This is a genomic window from Rhizobium sp. TRM96647 (assembly GCF_025780115.1).
In the GTDB taxonomy this organism is placed as follows: domain Bacteria; phylum Pseudomonadota; class Alphaproteobacteria; order Rhizobiales; family Rhizobiaceae; genus Mycoplana.
In genome coordinates this window covers 14,926-33,450 of sequence record NZ_JAOXHF010000008.1, presented here as the reverse complement: position 1 = coordinate 33,450, position 18,525 = coordinate 14,926, and the positions used below count along the sequence as shown (strand labels likewise).

The window sequence follows — 18,525 nt, the reverse complement described above, 5'->3', positions numbered from 1 at the left end:
CAAGACGGGGGTCAGCCCCGCTTCGACGGCAACCCCACCGTCTGAAGCACGAAATCGGCGATCGCATCGGTGTCGTCGAGGTCGAACACCGGCAGCGCGCTGTCGGAGACGGCATGGTCGGCGGCAATCGCCACGATATGCGGATCTTCCGGCGCGAGCGGCGTGCGGTTGGCCGCCTCCAGCCGCCGGGCCTCGATCTTCGGGATCGGTTCGCGCTTGTAGCCCTCGATCAGCACGAGGTCGCAGGGCGCGATCCGCGCCAGAATCTCCTCGAAACTCGGCTCCGGCGCGCCGCGCAACTCGTGCATGATGGCAAAGCGCGTACCCGACACGATCGTCACCTCGTGCGCCCCGGCCAGGCGGTGGCGGTAGCTGTCGGCGCCGACCTTGTCGATGTCGAAATCATGGTGGGCGTGCTTGATCGTCGAGACGCGGAAGCCGCGGGACACCAGGGTTTCGACCAGCCGCACGGCCAGGCCCGTCTTGCCGGAGTTCTTCCAGCCGGCGATGCCGAAGATGCGGGGAGGGGATGTCGTCATCGGTCGAGTATCCTGAGCCAGCTTTCCGCCCGTTCGAGATCGGCGGGAGTATTGATGTTGAAGAACGGGTCGAGCGGCCCTTCGGCCGTCTCGCAGGCGGGGAAGGGAACGGGCGTGGCATGGTGCCGCGCGAGCCAGGCGCGCAGGCGGAGCGTTTCGCCACTGCGCATCCAGCCGGCGAGATCGTCGGCGAGGGCTGTCGGCCAGAGCGCGAAGACGGGGTGGGCGCCGGTGGCGGAGGTGGCGTATGCGATGCCGTCCGGCCGGTCCGCAGCGGCGCGCAGCCGGGCGACGAGGTCGGCCGGAAAGAAGGGGCTGTCCGTCGGCACCGTCACGACATGGGAGGCGGACGGATGGTTGTCCTGCGCATGCCGGAGGGCTGCGAGCACGCCGCCGACCGGCCCGGCCCGGACGCCGTCCGGGTCGCCGAGGAGCGGCAGTTGGAAGGCTTCGAACGCCGGCGAGGACGGGTCGTTGCTGCTGATCGCCAGCGAGGATACCTGCGGAGCGAGGCGGCGCAGGGCACGCTCCAGCAACGGCACGCCGCCGAGGCGGACTTGCGCCTTGTCGGCCCCCATGCGGCTGGACAGGCCGCCGGCGAGGACGACGCCGGGGACGGCGGCTCCACCGTTGGGGGCTGTGGCGTGTGCGTTCGGCTTGTCTGTCACGATGGCGTGGACCTGGTGCTCAAATTCAACCTGCTGCGTCCGATTCTAGACCTGTCCTTCATGGGTTCAACGCCTCTCCACGATCGTCCGGGGCGGCGGACCGGCACTCAAGGGCCCTCGATCGCCGAGGTCTGGGCGATCGGCTTCGCGCGCCTGCGATTTTCCCGGTTGAAGGCATAGAGGCCGGAGGCAACGATCACGGCGACGCCGACGCACATCCAGAAATCCGGTATCTCGCCGAAGAAGACGATGCCGATGCCGATCGCCCAGATGAGGCTCGTATAGCGGAGCGGGGCGACGAAGGAGATATCGCCGGCCCGCATCGCAAAGACGATGCACTGGTATCCGATCAGGAGTGCGACGCTCGAAACGGCGAGCCGTAGGAAGATGTGCCACTCGATCGGCTGCCAGCCGCCCAGCGGCGCGATCGTCAGCGCGCCGAAGGCGGTGATCGAGAGCGCGGTGACCACGGTGATCAGTGCCGCGGGGATTTCCGGATCGATCTTGCGGGTGAGGAGGTCGCGCGTGGCGGCGAAGACGACGGCGGCGATCACGAAGGCCGCGCCGATCGAAAATCCCTCCGGGCCGGGCCGGATCACGATCAGCACGCCGGCAAAGCCGCTGATAATCGCAAGCCAGCGCCGCCATCCGACCGTCTCGCCGAGGAACAGCACCGCGCCGAGCGTTACCGCCAGCGGCAGCGACAGCAGGATCGCGGCAGTGTTGGCGAGCGGCAGGAGCCCGAGCGCCATGATGTAGGTGAGGGCGGCGCCGACCTCTGCGGCCGCCCGCACCAGCACCTTGCGGTCCGGCAGCACGCGCCGCCAGAACATCCCCCGGGTAGGCCAGGCGAGCGCGATGATCATGGCAGACGTCAGAAGCCCGCGGACGAACATGATCTGGCCCGGGTTCATCACCCCGGTGACCGACTTCACGAGCGCGTCATTGACGTTGAAGCTGGCCATCGCCAGCGCCATGAACAGCGCGCCCTTGTGATTTGCGGAGAGTTTCATGCTGCGATTCCCGGGCCCCCTCGGCCTGTGATAGCCGCGATGGGAGCAGCGCGCCAGTGCGACGTCCGGTCTCCCGGAATGGCGGGAGGCGGGGAGGCCGTGGTCTGCGAAAAGCCACCATGCCGGTTTCGCTTTTCGTTAATCATCCACACCTATCGTAACGTCACCCACAGGACCCATCGCATGAGGCGACGGGTGGCGGGAGCGCAAGGCGAAAACGCCGCGCCCCTGCTTGTTTTGCCGCCGGGCGCAACCGCGCCCCGCACACCGTAGAGGCGGACGCAAGCAATCGGCCACCGGTCGGGTATGAGATGGGCAAGAACAATACCCTGGGGAACCCATGTCCTTCATCGATCGCTTGCTGCAGCGCCGACGTATCGTCACCAAGGTGCTGCTTTTCGTCGTTCCGCTCGTCGTCCTGATCGCCGGCATCGGGCTCGTCGGGTTCTTCACCGCTAGGACCCTCAACGGGCACATGACGGTGACCCGCGAGACGATCAGCAGCCTGTCGGATTTCCAGTATCTGCGGACGGCCCTGCAGGATTTCGTCGATGCGCCGACCGAAGACGCGCGCACGGCGCTCGCCGAACGCATCGACGCGCAGGACCGGGGCATCAACGCCCTCGACGCGCTGCTGCCGGACGCGGCCGAGAAGGAAAAGATCGCAACGGTCGTGGCGCTTGCGCCGCAGATGCGGGCACAGGCCGATCTGCTCTGGTCGGTGCGCGAGGAGCAGGACCGGATCACCGGCGAACTCGAAGCGGCGCTCGCCGGCCTGACGGCGGAGGGGCAGTTCGCCGAGAAGCAGATCGGCGTCATCCGCGGCGAATCCGACGAGAAGGAGACGTTCGCCCGCACGCTTCTGTTCGACGCCGCCGCCTACCAGGGGCTCGCCGAACGGATCGGCAAGTTCCGCAAGCCGGTGGCGCTGGCGATGAAGCCAGAGGACAAGGTCAAGGCCGCGACGACCTACCTGCCGCCGCTGCTCAAGCAACTCGGCGAATCCGAGAAGATCGCCTCCGACAAGGCGTTGGGCCAGTTCGTGCCGGTGAAGACCGAGATCGCGCAGATCGAGAAGGTCCTTGCCGGCAGCGACGATGCCGAGGCCAAGAAGCAGGCCTTCACGCCGATCCTGTCGAAGCTTTCCAAATACGACGCCGACTTCCAGAAAGCCGCCCAGCAGAATTCGGACATGGCCGCCAAGCGGTTCGTCAGCATGGACAATGAGATCGGGACCTTGAAGACGCTGATCGCGCTGATGGGCGACACCTTCCTGCAGATCGACCGCACGCGGCTGCACATCAGCGAACTGCACCGCAAGCCCGAACAGGCCGGCCGCGAACTCGTGCTGGCAGATCTTGCAGCGGTCGAAAAGAGCGCCGACGAACTCTCCGGGCTCGGTGGCCGCAACGCCGCGCTGCGCGACCTCGCCTCGAAGCTGAAGCCGCATCTTGCGGCGATCGAGCAGGGCACGCAGGCGCTGATCGACGTCGACCAGCGCTGGCGCGAGGCGAGGGCCGGCGCGCGCACGCTGGTGGCCGATGCCAGCCAGACGCTCGAAGCCTTCGTCAGCAGCGCCCAGGAGGCCGGCAAGCGCGACAGCCAGCGCTCGGCCGACATCTCGATCATCGCCATGGTCGCCGGCACGCTGCTGGCGATCGTCGGGGGGCTGATGCTGGTCGAGACGCTGCGCGGGCCGCTGAAGCGCGTCACCGAGGTGATGTCGCGGCTCGCCAGCGGCGATCTGGACGTGCCGATCGAGGGCCGCAACCGCGGCGACGAGATCGGCGACATGGTGCGCTCCGTCGCCGTGTTCCGCGATTCGGCGCTCGAAAACGTCAGGCTGGAGCAGGAGGCCGAGGCGCAGCGGGCGCAGACGGCCGAGGAGCAGGCGCGGCGCGCAGCCGAGCAGGCGCGGGTGGAGGCCGAGCAGATGGAGGCGCTCAATGCGCTTTCCGGCGTGCTGGGCAAGCTGGCCGAGGGCGACCTGGAGGAAAGCATGACCGAAGCGCTGGCGGCCGAATATGTCGCCATGGCCCGCACCTACAACAACGCCGTCGAGGCGCTGCGGGCGACGCTTTCGGACGTCCGCGCCACGACGCAGGAGATCAACGGCGGCACCGGCAACCTGGCGGCCTCCGCAGACGACCTCGCCCGCCGCACCGAGCAGCAGGCAGCCGCCCTCGAGGAAAGCTCGCGGGCACTGCGCCAGCTCACCGACATCGTCCGCTCGACCGCCGAGAGCGCCCAGCGCACGACCGCCTCGGTCGATGAGACGCACACCTATGCAATCAAGTCCGGCCAGGTGGTCGCCCAGGCCGTCGAGGCGATGGCGCAGATCAACCGCTCCTCGGAAAAGATCGGCACGATCATCGGCGTGATCGACGAGATCGCCTTCCAGACCAACCTTCTGGCGCTCAACGCCGGTGTGGAAGCCGCGCGGGCAGGCGATGCCGGCCGGGGCTTTGCCGTCGTCGCGCAAGAAGTGCGCGAACTGGCCCAGCGCTGCGCGGGTGCGGCCCGCGAGATCAAGGGGCTGATCTCCGACAGTTCCGCCCAGGTCCGCAGCGGTGTCTCCCTCGTCGAGGAAACCGGCATGGCGCTGACGGTGATCAACGAGCACATCTCCTCCATCCACGACCTCGTCGGCAATATCGAAAAGGCGGCCGCCGCGCAGTACGAAGGCCTGAGCGAGGTGAACCAGGCAGTGCACCAGGTCGAACTGATCACCCAGCAGAACGCGGCGATGGTGGAGGAGAACAACGCCGAGATCCACGGCCTGCGCAGCCGCGTCGAACTGCTCAACCGCAAGATCGACCGGTTCAAGACGGGCGAATTCGACGCGGCCCTGGGCAGCTACTACGCGGCGTGAACGGGCGCGCCGCTGCGGTCGTCGGGAGACGGCCGCCTTCACCAGCTTGCTATTTGGTGGACGCATCACGGCGATCTCCCTCTTCTCCCCAGCGGGGAGAAGTGCCGAGCGAAGCGAGGCGATGAGGGGGAGCCGCGAGCGCCGCGTTTGCCGCACCACCCCCTCATCCGGCCCTTCAGGCCACCTTCTCCCCGCTGGGGAGAAGAGGGAGCCAGAGGCTGCCGCTCAGCGATTCCTCATCCCGATTGGGACCTGATAGCGGGAGATTGCTGGATGCGTTAAACGACGGGGCGGCGATCTCCCTCTCTTCTCCCCAAGGGGAGAAGAAGGAACCAGGGACGCTCGTCCGGCGGGGAGAAGAAGGGTCGCTGGGCGGTCCTGCCGCTCAGCCGCCGGTGACGCTCATGTGGCGGGAGACGGCGGGGCGGTTGTTGCGGCCGATGATGAAGTCATGGCCCTTGGGCTTGCGGCCGATCGCCTCGTCGATCGCCTGCGACAGCAGCGCGTCGTCTTCGGAGGCGCGCAGCGGCAGGCGCAGGTCGGCCGCGTCGTTCTGGCCGAGGCACATATAGAGCGTGCCGGTGCAGGTCAGCCGGACGCGATTGCAACTTTCGCAGAAATTGTGCGTCATCGGCGTGATGAAGCCGAGCCGGCCGCCCGTCTCGGCGACCGTGACATAGCGTGCCGGTCCGCCGGTGCGGTAGTCGATGTCGGTGAGCGTGAATTCCTGGGCGAGCCGCTCGCGCATCTCCGAAAGCGGCAGGTAGTGCTCTGTGCGGTCCTCGTCGATCTCGCCCATCGGCATGGTCTCGATCAGGGTGAGGTCCATGCTGCGGCCGTGCGCCCAGCGCAGCATGTCGGGGATCTCGCGGTCGTTGAAGTCCTTCAGCGCCACCGCATTGAGCTTGACCTTGATGCCGGCGGCCTGGGCCGCATCGATCCCATCCATTACCTTAGAGAGATCGCCCCAGCGGGTGATGGTGCGGAACTTGTCGGCATTCAGCGTGTCGAGCGAGACGTTGATGCGGCGGACCCCGCAGTCGGCCAGTTCGGCGGCGTGCTTTGCCAGCTGCGAGCCGTTGGTCGTCAGCGTCAGCTCGTCGAGCCTGCCGGCTTCGACGTGGCGGCCAAGCTGGCGCACCAGGAACATGATGTTCTTGCGCACCAGCGGTTCGCCGCCGGTCAGGCGCAGCTTGCGCACGCCCTTCTGGATGAAGGCGGAACAGAGCCGCTCCAGTTCTTCCAGCGTCAGAAGGTCCTTCTTCGGCAGGAACGTCATGTTCTCCGCCATGCAGTAGGTACAGCGGAAGTCGCAGCGGTCGGTGACGGAGACGCGCAGATAGGTGACGGCGCGACCGAATGGATCGATCATCGGCGCATCCGAGGTGCCGAGCGCCGTTGCCCTGTCGGTCGTTCCTACGTAGCTGTTCACGTCTATCCTCTTGAATTACCGGGAATGTGGTCCCCCCGCAGCCCGCCGTCAAGGGGCTGGCGGGCAGATCAAGCGAAGTTGACGCTTGCGCCCGCCGGACGTCAGGCCTAGTGCTTCGACAATGGCGCGGGAGAGACGACGATGAGCGAATACTGGCCGACCGAACTCAGGGTATCGCCGGATCGGCAGCGATTGACGGTGGCGTTCGACGACGGGCAGCGTTTCGAGCTGTCGGCGGAGATGCTGCGGGTGCTGTCGCCTTCGGCGGAAGTCGAGGGGCATGGCCCGGGACAGCGGGTGACCGTTCCGGGCAAGCGCAACGTCGCGATCATCGCGATGACGCCGACCGGCAATTACGCCGTGCGCATCGGCTTCGACGATTTCCATGATACCGGCATCTATACCTGGGCCTTCCTGCGCGAACTCGGCGAAAAGGGCGACGAGCTCTTTGGCGCCTATGAGCGCGAGCTTGCCGAGAAGGGCATGACGCGCGACCGCTCCGAAAAGCCGCGATAGGCGGCCGTCACGCAATCGTCACGTGTTTGTGCCAACGACGCTTCACCCCTGTGAGAGACCTGCACACCGAAGCGAGAGACCTGCCATGACCGTCGTGACCTCCGTCGAGCAACTGAATGCCCTCTATGGCGAGCCGGGCGAGGCATCGCTCGTCAAGGTGACGGACTATCTCCTGCCGGAGTACCGGACGATGATCGAGGCCTCGCCGTTCATGATGCTCGCAACGGTCGGACCTGAGGGACTGGACTGCTCGCCGCGCGGCGATGCCGGCACCGTCGTCCACGTCGAGGACGAGCGGACGCTGATGCTGCCGGACTGGCGCGGCAACAACCGGATCGATTCGCTGTCGAACATCGTGCGCGATCCGCGCGTCGCGCTGCTGTTCCTGGTGCCCGGGTCGAATACGACCATGCGCCTGAACGGCCGCGCCGTCGTCCGGATCGACCAGGATCTCACGTCGCGGTTCGAGATGGACGGGCGCCATCCCCGTTCCGTCGTGGTGATCTCGATCGAGGAGGTCTATTCGCAGTGCGCCCGCGCGGTCATGCGCGCCGACCTGTGGAATCCGGCCAGGCATCACGATCCGAAGAGCCTGCCGACCGTCGGCCAGATGCTGGCCTCGGCCAGGAAGGGCTTCGCCGGCGAGACCTACGATCGCGAGTGGCCCGGTCGGGCGGCAAAGACGATGTGGTGAGAACGGGCCCTGTCGCGGGCGGGTAACTGGTCCTGGAAGGCGTGCCTCCGGGGATACACGGTACAAGTTCCGCCGGAGGCACGCACCCAGGCCCCCACCTGATTGGTGAAGTGCTTCCTTAAAGATCGCCGCAGCGCTTGGGAGGATCCGCGCGACGCCCTAACTGCATGGGGCCTGAACGACGCGGGCAGTATCGGCGCGATTGTTAGCCGGCGCTGTTACCGCGGGAACAGGGCGGCGGAAAAACGTCCGGACAAAAGAAGACGGCGCCGCAAGGCGCCGCAGAGTTCCCGAAGGGTTCGTGACCCCTGTGACGCTGCCATGCAGGACCACGGCATGGCGCGCCCGGATGGCCGGCTACTTGCGATAGATGAGCCAGCTCTTGGAAAAGTCCTTCTTCATGCCGTCCTCGAAGGGCATGGTGCGGTTGCGCCCGCCGTTCTTGGCGCAGTAGAGCGCGATGTCGGCCTTGTTGTAGAGTTCGGCCGGCCCGTCGGCCTCGCTTGCCATGCACAGTCCGAGCGAAATCGTGATCGGCCCGTAGTTCACGCCGGTCTTGGAATTCTTGAACGGGGTATGCTCCAGCGTGGTGCGGATGCGCTCGGCGATCGCCATCGCCTCTTCCAGGTTGTTGCCTTCGACGATCATCGCGAATTCCTCGCCGCCGGTACGGGCGATGAAGACGTCCTTGCGCACGCAGGCGCGGATGATGCTGCCGACGGACGCCAGGATCTTGTCACCGACCGGATGGCCGTAGGTGTCGTTGATCTTCTTGAAGTGGTCGATGTCGGCGAGCACGAGCGCGGTCACGGGGTGCAGCATCGCATTGTCGTAGGTCGCGGCGAGCTTGTCGTCGAAGGCGCGGCGGTTGGAGAGCTGCGTCAGCGAATCGGTGTTGGCGATGCGCTTGTATTCGTCGAGCTCGCGGCGGACGACGTCCATCTCCCGCGACCGCTGCGTCACCGTCTCCACCATCTCCTTGCCCTGGCTGATGGTGTCACCGGTCGCGGTCGAGAGCACGGTGATGGCGCCGCGGATGATCTCGGCGCTCGTGTTGTTTTTGTTCGTGATTCGGTTGTAGGTCTCGTCGAGCAACTGGTTGTAGCTCTCCAGCGACGTCTGCTCCTGCCGGAGCATCTGCAGGAGGCCTTCCAATTGGCTGGTGAGCTTGCTGTGGGCGCCGTCGATCGCTTCGGCCCGGTGGTGATGGCCGAAGAACTGGCGCCCGATCTGGTCGAGCTCTTCCTGCGTGGCCCGGTTGCCGAGCGCTGCGACCTCGCGCGTCAGCTTCGGGCTGGACCCGATATAGGCCTCGTAGAACAGCTCGTAGTTTCGGGGGATCGGCGCGACGCCCATGATGCGCATGGCATAGGCCACCTGCGCGGCGATATCCGGCGCCTGCACTTTCTGCGCGAGGGGAGTGTTCAATGCCGGCTCCTGTCGGGGTTCGCTTCGATCAATCAAATTAGGGGGAAAAGATTTGGAATCGATTAACGTTCTTGTGTCGGTCGCAGCATTTCCGGCAACAACAAAGGCCCCGCAAGCGAACCTGCGGGGCCTTTGACAAAGTCCGGTATCTCAGGCGTTTCAGCCGGGCATGATCATCTTTTCGGGGCGGACGACCTCGTCGAACTCCTCGTTCGTGACATAGCCGCCGCCGACGGCTTCCTCACGTAACGTCGTGCCGTTCTTGTGGGCGGTCTTGGCGATCTTGGCGGCGTTGTCGTAGCCGATCTTCGGCGCCAGCGCGGTGACCAGCATCAGCGAGCGCTCGAGCGCCGCCTTGATGTTGTCCTCGCGGGCCTCGATGCCGACGACGCAATTGTCGGTGAACGAGACCGCGGCGTCTGCGAGCAGCTGCACGGACTGCAGGAAGTTGTAGGCCATCAGCGGATTGTAGACGTTCAGCTCGAAATGGCCCTGGCTGCCGGCAAAGGTCAGCGAGGTGTTGTTGCCGAAGACCTGGATGCAGACCTGCGTCAGCGCCTCGCACTGGGTCGGGTTGACCTTGCCGGGCATGATCGAGGAACCCGGCTCGTTCTCGGGCAGCGACAGTTCGCCGAGGCCGGAGCGGGGACCGGAACCGAGCAGGCGGATGTCGTTGGCGATCTTGAAGAGGGCGGCGGCGGCCGAGTTGATGGCGCCGTGGGAGAAGACCATCGAATCGTGGGCGGCCAGCGCCTCGAACTTGTTCGGCGCGGTCTTGAAGTCGAGGCCGGTGATCTTCGAGATCTCCTCGGCCACCTTCTCGGCGAAGCCCACCGGCGCGTTCAGGCCGGTACCGACGGCGGTGCCGCCCTGGGCGAGCTCCATCAGCCCCGGCAGCGTCGCCTCGATCCGCTTGATGGAGGATGCGACCTGCGCGGCGTAGCCGGAGAATTCCTGGCCGAGCGTCAGCGGCGTGGCGTCCTGGGTATGGGTGCGGCCGATCTTGATGATGTGATCGAACGCCTTGACCTTGGCCTCGAGCGCGCCGAGCAGGTGCTTCAGCGACGGCAGCAGGTGATGGACGATGCGCTCGCCGCAGGCGACGTGCATCGCCGTCGGGTAGGTGTCGTTCGACGACTGGCTCATGTTGACGTGGTCGTTCGGATGCACGGGCTTCTTGGAGCCCATCTCGCCGCCGAGCATCTCGATCGCGCGGTTGGAGATCACCTCGTTGGCGTTCATGTTCGACTGCGTGCCGGAGCCGGTTTGCCAGACCACCAGCGGGAAGTGATCGTCGAGCTTGCCGTCGATCACCTCCTGGGCGGCGGCGACGATCGCCTCACCGACCTTCGGGTCGAGCCGACCGAGCGCCATGTTGGCGCGCGCGGCCGCCTGCTTGACGATGCCGAGTGCGCGCACCACCGAAAGCGGCTGCTTCTCCCAGCCGATCTTGAAATTGCCGAGCGAGCGTTGTGCCTGCGCACCCCAGTAGCGGCTGATGTCGACCTCGATGGGGCCGAAGGTATCGGTTTCGGTACGCGTAGATGTCATGTCTCTTCCCGCCGTCAAATCCATGCGCTCTCGGGTCGGCGACTGCCGCTGCATGGAAGCGGCCGTCTCCGGGCGGCGCGCGGAAGGTGGCGCCGTGCTCGAAATCCGGGGCATTCTCTGGCCCATAAGGTCCATCCTTGTAAAGGGCGGGCGCGGCGCTATTTCCGGCTCCGTCCGCTAAAATCGATTAGCGCTGCACAGGGGATGACGCGCCTGTTTCGCAAGCCGTCGCTGTTGCCGTTGCGGCACAGCCATCGGCATTTTCATGGCGAAGCCTTTGCCAAGGTGCGGCGAAACTGCGGCAGGAAAACTGGAGAGGTAGGAATTCCCGTTGTCTTTCATGCCGTTGGATGGCTGGAACGGTCCGGCCGGAATGTCGAAATGGGACGGTTGCGAAGTCGCGGCGACTGCGCGTTTCCTTTTCATTCACCATCGGATTCTATAGTTTCCGGACTCGCATGGTCGGGTGCAATCCAGTTCGCCGCCTACCGGCGGTACAGGGGAATGAAGCAGATATGACGTTGAAGAAGTCCGCGGCGCTCACGGCGCTCATGATAAGCTGCGCCGTTACGGTCGCCGACGTGGCTCCGGCCTATGCGGCGCAGCCGAACCTGCTGGAACTTCTGTTCGGCAAGCGCAGGCGCCAGGAGCCGGCACCGCCGCCGGGCGTGAACATGCCCGCCCAGGCGCCCGCGACCGCCAGGGCTGCCGCCAAGCCAGCGCCGCTGCCGCGTGTCAGCGCGCCGAGCTACTACACCTACAAGGCCGAGCCCCTGAAGACGATCGCGATGGACAAGTTCGCCGATCCGGTCGTCACCGGTTCCATCGACGTCGCCGCGCTGAACGCGCCGCAACCGACCCCGGAAGGCGAGATCCGACGGGAATTCGCAACCGTCACGGCCCGTGCCCCGGCCGAGAGCGCCAAGGCGGTCGAGGACTATTACAGCCACAATGCCGGCCTCATCTGGGTGTCGGGCAGTCAGATCAGCGCGCGCGCCCGCGCAGCGCTCGCAGTGCTCGCCGATGCGGCCTCGACCGGCCTCGATCCGCAGGACTACGCCGTCGACGTGCCGTCTGCCGTCTTCGACAGCGCCGACATGGTGCAGCGCTACCAGGAGCTTGCCGCCTTCGAGGTCAGCATGTCCTCGGCCGTGGCGACCTATGTGCTCGATACCGTGCGCGGGCGCATCAATCCGAACCGGATCTCCGGCTACCATGATTTCGCCCGCAAGGACGTCAATCTGGTCGCAGCGCTGAAGAACCTGTCGATGAGCCCGGATGTCGCGGCTTATCTGAAGACCCGCGAACCCTCCGGCAGCCATTTCCAGGCGCTGAAGGCCGAACTGAAGGCGCTCAAGGCCGAGAGCGGCACCGACGATCCGGTGGTGATCGCGCAAGGGACGCTCCTGAAGCCCGGCCAGAGCAACCCGGAACTCGCAAACGTCGTCAAGGGCGTGATCCGGCACGCCTCCGATGCGCTGAAGGCCGAGCAGGCGGCGACGATCGCAGCCTACAAGGATACGCCGGACTACTCCCCGGAACTCGTCGCCCTCGTCGAGGCCTTCCAGAAGGAACGCGGCCTGAAGCCGGACGGGATCGTCGGGCAGGCGACGATCCGGCACCTGACGGGCGGCGACAGCGTTGCCGACAGGATCTTCAAGGTCCAGGTGGCGATGGAGCAGGCGCGCTGGCTGCCGGCCGATCTCGGCCCGCGCTACGTCTTCATCAACCAGCCGGCCTTCATGGCCTACTACCACGAGAAGGGTGCCGAGCAGTTCTCCATGCGCACGGTCGTCGGCTCGAAGTCGAACCAGACCTATTTCTTCCAGGACGAGATCCAGACCGTCGAGTATAACCCGTACTGGGGCGTGCCGCAGTCGATCATCATCAACGAGATGCTGCCGAAGCTGCGCTCCGACCCGTCCTATCTCGACCGGATGGGCTATCAGGTCGAACTCAACGGCCGGGCGGTCTCCTCGTCGCAGATCAACTGGAGCTCGACCAAGGGCGTGTCCGTCCGCCAGCCGCCGGGCGACGACAATGCGCTCGGCGAACTGAAGATCCTGTTCCCGAACGCGCATGCGATCTACATGCATGACACGCCGTCCAAGAGCTACTTCAAGAAGGACATGCGGGCGCTGAGCCACGGCTGCGTCCGTCTGGCCGATCCGCGACTGATGGCGGCGGCGGTTCTCGGCACCAGCGTCGACCAGGTCGGCGCGGAGATCGCCAAGGGCCGCAACAAGGCCGTCAGCGTTCCCGAGCGCATCCCGGTCTATGTGTCCTATTTCACCGCATGGCCGGACAAGGACGGCAAGGTCGAGTTCTTCGACGACGTCTATGGCCGCGACGACTACATGCGCAAGGCGCTGGAAGCGACTCGGACGGCCCGTCAGGCGCAGAGCTGAACGGGTCCCGCGCGCGGGCAGGATGAAGAATAACCGACGGCCCGTCTCCGTTTTCCGGAGCGGGCCGTTTGTCTTGATGGAAACGCCGTTTTTCAGGCCGCGGCGACGCGGGCGATCAGGTCCTCGACGAGTTCGGGATGAAGCTCGTCGAAGCTGTCGATGACGTGGCTGGGCTCGAGGCTGGCGATGGCGACGTCCGAATAGCCGAAGGGAACGCCGATCGAAGGCACGCCCGCATTGCGCGCAACCAGCACGTCGTTGAGGCTGTCGCCGACCATCACCGTACGCGCGGCATTGCCGCCGGCGAGGCGGACCGTCTCGAGCAGGTGGCCGGCATCCGGCTTGCGCACGGCGAAGGTGTCGCCGCCGGTGATGGCGGAAAAGCGCTCCGACAGGCCGAGCCCGTCCAGGAGCCGCCGGGCCAGGCCCTCCATCTTGTTGGTGCAGACCGCGAGGTGGAAACCCGCCTGCTGCAGCCGGTCCAGCGCGGCGACGAGACCGGGGTAGGGGACGGATGCGCCCGGCATGCCATGCGCGTAGTGCTTGACGAAGACATCGACCATGGCCGGAAGGTCGTCGTCGGACAGATGGCCGCCACGAAGCTCGAAGGCGCGCCGGATCATCACCTGTCCGCCGTGCCCGACGAGATAGGTGAGATCGGAATAGCTGACCGGCTCGAGGCCGGCGGTTCCGATCGTGTGGTTGAGACTCAGGACGAGATCCGGGGCGGTATCGACGAGGGTTCCGTCCAGATCGAAGACGACGAGGGGAGCTGTCACGGCGTATCCTTCGGTTGGGGTGCCGGCAAAAAGGGGTAAGGGATGGCGCCTGCGATTGCAATTGCCAAGGCGGGCGCCGCTGCCGGGAAGCTGTTGGCACTGGACGATTCGACGGGCGAAATGGCTTTCGTTCCCGCGTGATGGCGTGTAAGTGTCGATCCGGATATCTGCCGGGTCACGGCAGGGATTTCTAGAGGAGCTGAGGCGGATGGACGCCCGCGAAATGAAGATCAAGGCCGCCGCCGCGGCGCTCTCCCATGTCGAGGACGGCATGCGCCTCGGCATCGGCACGGGATCGACTGCGGAGGAATTCGTGCGGTTGCTGGCCGAGCGGGTGGCGAACGGCATGTCGGTCGTCGGCGTTCCGACCTCCGAGCGAACGGCGCGGCTCTGCGTCGAACTCGGCGTTCCACTGATGTCGCTGGACGAACTGCCGGAACTCGACCTCACCATCGACGGCGCCGACGAGGTGGACGGGCAACTGCGCCTGATCAAGGGCGGTGGCGGTGCGCTGCTGCGCGAGAAGATCGTCGCGAGCGCATCCAGCCGCATGATCGTGATCGCCGACGAAACCAAGGTGGTCGAGACGCTGGGCGCCTTCAAGCTGCCGATCGAGGTCAACCCCTTCGGCTTGGTCGCCACCCGTATAGCCATCGAGAAGCTGGCCGCAAGGCTCGGGCTTGCCGGCGCCATCGAGCCGCGCCGGCTGGGCGACGGCATCTTCACGACCGACGGCGGACACTATATTCTGGACGCATCATTTGGCCGTATTCCTGATGCAGAGGCGCTTGCAAGTGCCTTGAACGCGATACCGGGCGTCGTGGAACACGGTCTGTTCATCAACATGGCGTCGATTGCCATCATTGCCGGGCCGGCAGGTGCGCGGACGCTGAAAGCGGACACTTAGACAGGAGCAATGACCAAAATGACCATTTTTGCCGGCTTTGGCCGTACCCTTGCCGCAACGCTCGTCGCTTCGGTCGCCTTCGCGGGTTCCGTGATGGCGCAGGACGCAACGCCGGAACAGGTCACGGCCGCCCGTGCGGCGATGACCGCGCTGAACGCGACCGGACAGTTCGACGCCATCCTGCCGCAGATCGCCGAGCAGCTGAAGGGCACGCTCATCCAGTCGTCGCCGAATTTCGGCGACCTGATCAACAAGACCGTCGACGAGGAAGCGCTGGCGCTGGCGCCGCGCCGCGCCGACCTCGAGCGCGAAGTCGCAAACATCTACGCCAAGACCTTCACCGTCGACGAGCTGAACGCGATCGCCGCCTTCTACGGCTCGGAAGCCGGCAAGAAGCTCCTGCAGTCCGGCCCGCTCGCCGCCCGCGAAGTGATGAAGGCCGCCGACATCTGGGCTGCCGGCATCTCGCGCGACCTCGCCGTCAACAGCGACAAGAAGCTCGAGGCCGAGATCGGCGCGCAGAAGAAGGCCGAGGGGCAGCAGCAGCCCCAATAAGGGCCGAGGCCTTCCCGTATCGGTTTTATGAAGCCCGGAGCGATCCGGGCTTTTCTTTTGGGCCCGGCAGCACCTATATCTCGGTCGTGTCGCGAACGCTGCCTGTGCCGCGCCATCCCGTCCAACTGCAATCCGGAGCGCCCGATGCCTGCTTTCGACTATGACCTCTTCGTGATCGGCGGCGGTTCGGGCGGCGTCAGAAGCGGGCGGCTGGCCGCCGCCATGGGCAAGAGGGTGGCGATCGCCGAGGAATTCCGCTACGGCGGCACCTGCGTCATCCGCGGTTGCGTGCCGAAGAAGCTCTATGTCTATGCCTCGCAATTCGGCGAGCATTTCGAGGATGCGGCCGGTTTCGGCTGGACCGTCGGCGAGACGCGCTTCGACTGGAAGGCGCTGGTCGCCGCCAAGGAGCAGGAAATCACGCGGCTGGAGGGGCTCTACCGCAAGGGGCTGGACACTGCCGGCGCCGAGATCCTCGACACGCGGGCGGTGCTCGTCGGTCCGAACACGCTCAGGCTTTCGGCGAGCGACCGGCTGGTGACGGCGGAGCGCATCCTCATCGCCACCGGCGGCCATCCGTCGCCGCACAAGGACCTGCCGGGGCACGAGCTCTGCATAACCTCCAACGAAGCCTTCGACCTGCCGGAACTGCCGAAATCCATCCTGATCGCCGGCGGCGGCTACATCGCCGTCGAATTCGCCAACGTCTTCCACGGGCTCGGGGTCGAGACGACGCTGATCTACCGCGGCAAGGAGATCCTGTCGCGCTTCGACCACGACATGCGCCAGGGGCTGCACAAGGCGATGGTCGGCAAGGGCATCCGCATCCTCTGCGAGGACATTGTGCAGGAGATCGTCGAAGGCGCCGACGGCCGGCGGCAGGTGCAGACGCTGAAGGGCGACGAACTGGTCGTCGACCAGGTCATGCTGGCGCTCGGGCGGGTGCCCAACACCACGGATCTCGGGCTGGAGGCCGCGGGCGTCAGGACCGATCCGCGGGGCGCGATCGTCGTGGATGAATATTCGCGCACGAACGTTCCCGGCATCTTCGCCATCGGCGACGTCACCGACCGCGTGCAGCTGACCCCGGTGGCCATCCACGAGGCGATGTGCTTCATCGAGACCGAGTTCCGCGGCCGGCCGACCTCGCCGGATCACGACCTGATCCCGACGGCGGTATTCTCGCAGCCGGAGATCGGTACGGTCGGCATGAGCGAGGAAGCGGCGGCGAAGGCCTTTGCCGAGCTGGAGGTCTACCGCGCCGAGTTCCGGCCGATGAAGGCGACGCTGTCGGGCCGCCAGGAGCGCACGATCATGAAGATCGTCGTCAACGCAGCGGACCGGAGGGTCCTCGGCGTGCACGTGCTCGGCCACGATGCCGGCGAGATGGCGCAGCTGCTCGGCATCGCGCTGAAGGCGGGCTGCACCAAGGACGACTTCGACCGCACGATGGCGGTGCATCCGACCGCGGCCGAAGAATTGGTGACCATGTACCAGCCGAGCTACCGGATCCTGAACGGCGAGCGGATCTGAACGGGCCGATCCCCGCCATGCCCCGCTAGGCAAGCGGGGCTTTCCAGTTTATAAGCCCGCATCCTAAAGAAAGCGGGTGTGCGGACAATGCGTCGCGCATGCCCCGAACCAGGTGAACAAGATGGCACAGAATTGGACTCCGAACAGCTGGCGGCAGATGCCGATCCAGCAGGTGCCGGACTACCCGGACGCTGCGGCGCTTGCCGCAACCGAGGAGCAGCTCGCCTCCTATCCGCCGCTCGTCTTCGCCGGCGAGGCCCGGCGCCTGAAGAGTGCGCTGGCCAATGTGGCGGACGGCAAGGGCTTCCTGCTGCAGGGCGGCGATTGCGCCGAGAGCTTCGCCGAGCACGGCGCCGACACGATCCGCGACTTCTTCCGCGCCTTCCTGCAGATGGCGGTGGTCCTGACATTCGGCGCGCAGCAGCCGGTGGTCAAGGTCGGCCGCATCGCCGGGCAGTTCGCCAAGCCGCGTTCGTCGAACGTCGAGAAGCAGGGCGAAGTGACGCTGCCGTCCTACCGCGGCGACATCATCAACGGCATCGAGTTCACCGAAGAGGCCCGCATCCCCAATCCGGAGCGCCAGATCATGGCCTACCGGCAGTCGGCCGCGACGCTGAACCTTCTGCGCGCCTTCGCCATGGGCGGCTACGCCAACCTGGAGAACGTGCACCAGTGGATGCTGGGCTTCGTCAAGGACAGCCCGCAGGCCGAGCGCTACCGCAAGCTGGCCCACCGGATCTCCGAGACGATGGACTTCATGAAGGCGATCGGCATCACCGCCGAGAACCAGCCGAGCCTGCGCGAGACCGATTTCTTCACCAGCCACGAGGCGCTGCTGCTCGGCTACGAGCAGGCGCTGACGCGCGTCGATTCGACCTCCGGCGACTGGTATGCGACCTCCGGCCACATGATCTGGATCGGCGACCGCACGCGCCAGGCGGACCACGCGCATGTGGAATACTGCCGCGGCATCAAGAACCCGATCGGGCTGAAGTGCGGTCCGTCGCTGACGGCCGACGGCCTGATCGAGCTCATCGATGCCCTCAATCCGGCGAACGAGGCCGGCCGGCTGACGCTGATCTGCCGCTTCGGCCACGACAAGGTCGCCGAGAACCTGCCGCGCCTCATCCGCGCGGTCGAGCGGGAGGGGAAGAAAGTGGTCTGGTCGTGCGATCCGATGCACGGCAACACGATCACGCTCAACAACTACAAGACCCGCCCCTTCGAACGGATCCTGTCGGAGGTCGAGAGCTTCTTCCAGATCCACCGCTCGGAGGGAACGCATCCCGGCGGCATCCACATTGAGATGACCGGCAAGGACGTCACCGAATGCACCGGCGGTGCGCGCGCGCTGTCCGGCGCCGACCTGGGCGACCGCTATCACACGCATTGCGATCCGCGCCTCAACGCGGACCAGGCACTGGAGCTGGCCTTCCTCCTGGCCGAGCGGCTGAAGAGCAGTCTGGACGAAAAACGCATGGTGGTGAACGGCTGATCGCCTTTCGTTCATGCTTTGGTGCCGTTCATCAACGGCACTGAAAAGACTGATGAATTTTCTGAATTTGACAGGACCGGGCCAGCTGCCGAAGCTGGCCCGGTTCTTTTTGTGCGTGTCCGGTTGTGCATGTCC

The 18,525-nt window shown here is 66.0% G+C and carries 16 protein-coding genes; 8 read left to right on the top strand and 8 right to left on the bottom strand.

Annotated features, from left to right (window positions below):
• Nucleotides 1-11 precede the first annotated feature (11 nt).
• From mobB to OCK02_RS15805, 3 genes are all read right to left on the bottom strand, one after another.
• Nucleotides 12-539 carry a molybdopterin-guanine dinucleotide biosynthesis protein B gene (gene mobB / locus OCK02_RS15815; RefSeq protein WP_263813894.1) on the bottom strand — a complete coding sequence of 176 codons (528 nt, stop codon included), beginning with the start codon at nucleotides 537-539 and terminating at the stop codon, nucleotides 12-14.
• Entirely contained in the window at nucleotides 536-1,207 is a 672-nt protein-coding gene (gene mobA / locus OCK02_RS15810) for a molybdenum cofactor guanylyltransferase MobA (protein WP_263813893.1), read from the bottom strand. The genes mobB and mobA overlap by 4 nt, the downstream gene beginning before the upstream one ends.
• Nucleotides 1,208-1,314: 107 nt before the next feature.
• Entirely contained in the window at nucleotides 1,315-2,220 is a 906-nt protein-coding gene (locus tag OCK02_RS15805; RefSeq protein WP_263813892.1) for a DMT family transporter, read from the bottom strand.
• A gap of 340 nt (nucleotides 2,221-2,560) precedes the next feature.
• Here OCK02_RS15805 and OCK02_RS15800 point away from each other — a divergent pair, with 340 nt between their 5' ends.
• Entirely contained in the window at nucleotides 2,561-5,092 is a 2,532-nt protein-coding gene (locus OCK02_RS15800) for a methyl-accepting chemotaxis protein (protein WP_263813891.1), read from the top strand.
• Between the two features lie 385 nt (nucleotides 5,093-5,477).
• On the opposite strand, the gene moaA is transcribed toward OCK02_RS15800, so the two are convergent.
• A complete protein-coding gene (gene moaA / locus OCK02_RS15795; RefSeq protein ID WP_263814072.1) occupies nucleotides 5,478-6,464 on the bottom strand; it encodes a GTP 3',8-cyclase MoaA in 987 nt (328 codons plus the stop codon).
• Nucleotides 6,465-6,665: 201 nt separating this feature from the next.
• On the opposite strand from moaA, the gene OCK02_RS15790 reads away from it, so the two are divergent.
• Entirely contained in the window at nucleotides 6,666-7,040 is a 375-nt protein-coding gene (locus OCK02_RS15790; protein WP_263813890.1) for a DUF971 domain-containing protein, read from the top strand.
• Nucleotides 7,041-7,125: 85 nt separating this feature from the next.
• Nucleotides 7,126-7,734, top strand: coding sequence for a pyridoxamine 5'-phosphate oxidase family protein (locus OCK02_RS15785; RefSeq protein WP_263813889.1), 609 nt, complete (start codon nucleotides 7,126-7,128; stop codon nucleotides 7,732-7,734).
• Between the two features lie 357 nt (nucleotides 7,735-8,091).
• Here OCK02_RS15785 and OCK02_RS15780 read toward each other — a convergent pair whose 3' ends face one another.
• The 3 genes from OCK02_RS15780 to OCK02_RS15770 form a co-directional block, all read right to left on the bottom strand.
• Complete coding sequence (locus OCK02_RS15780; RefSeq protein ID WP_263813888.1) at nucleotides 8,092-9,162, bottom strand: GGDEF domain-containing protein; 1,071 nt, start codon at nucleotides 9,160-9,162, stop codon at nucleotides 8,092-8,094.
• Between the two features lie 159 nt (nucleotides 9,163-9,321).
• The gene (gene fumC / locus OCK02_RS15775; RefSeq protein ID WP_412178846.1) at nucleotides 9,322-10,767 is read right to left on the bottom strand and encodes a class II fumarate hydratase; all 1,446 of its coding nucleotides are present in this window, start codon (nucleotides 10,765-10,767) and stop codon (nucleotides 9,322-9,324) included.
• A 123-nt stretch (nucleotides 10,768-10,890) separates the two neighbouring features.
• A complete protein-coding gene (locus OCK02_RS15770; protein WP_263813886.1) occupies nucleotides 10,891-11,139 on the bottom strand; it encodes a hypothetical protein in 249 nt (82 codons plus the stop codon).
• Nucleotides 11,140-11,228: 89 nt separating this feature from the next.
• Here OCK02_RS15770 and OCK02_RS15765 point away from each other — a divergent pair, with 89 nt between their 5' ends.
• Nucleotides 11,229-13,121, top strand: coding sequence for a L,D-transpeptidase family protein (locus tag OCK02_RS15765; RefSeq protein ID WP_263813885.1), 1,893 nt, complete (start codon nucleotides 11,229-11,231; stop codon nucleotides 13,119-13,121).
• A 92-nt stretch (nucleotides 13,122-13,213) separates the two neighbouring features.
• Here the strand turns inward: OCK02_RS15765 and OCK02_RS15760 are convergent, their stop codons facing one another.
• The gene (locus OCK02_RS15760) at nucleotides 13,214-13,900 is read right to left on the bottom strand and encodes an HAD family hydrolase (protein ID WP_263813884.1); all 687 of its coding nucleotides are present in this window, start codon (nucleotides 13,898-13,900) and stop codon (nucleotides 13,214-13,216) included.
• Nucleotides 13,901-14,108: 208 nt separating this feature from the next.
• Here OCK02_RS15760 and rpiA point away from each other — a divergent pair, with 208 nt between their 5' ends.
• The 4 genes from rpiA to OCK02_RS15740 all read left to right on the top strand — a co-directional run bounded on the left by rpiA (nucleotide 14,109) and on the right by OCK02_RS15740 (nucleotide 18,390).
• Nucleotides 14,109-14,807 (top strand): ribose-5-phosphate isomerase RpiA, encoded by a 699-nt coding sequence (gene rpiA, locus OCK02_RS15755; RefSeq protein WP_263813883.1) that lies wholly within the window; start codon nucleotides 14,109-14,111, stop codon nucleotides 14,805-14,807.
• Nucleotides 14,808-14,825: 18 nt separating this feature from the next.
• Entirely contained in the window at nucleotides 14,826-15,362 is a 537-nt protein-coding gene (locus OCK02_RS15750) for a DUF2059 domain-containing protein (RefSeq protein ID WP_230808328.1), read from the top strand.
• A 144-nt stretch (nucleotides 15,363-15,506) separates the two neighbouring features.
• A complete protein-coding gene (gor, locus tag OCK02_RS15745; protein WP_263813882.1) occupies nucleotides 15,507-16,895 on the top strand; it encodes a glutathione-disulfide reductase in 1,389 nt (462 codons plus the stop codon).
• 121 nt (nucleotides 16,896-17,016) lie between these two features.
• Entirely contained in the window at nucleotides 17,017-18,390 is a 1,374-nt protein-coding gene (locus OCK02_RS15740; protein ID WP_230808326.1) for a class II 3-deoxy-7-phosphoheptulonate synthase, read from the top strand.
• Nucleotides 18,391-18,525 lie beyond the last annotated feature (135 nt).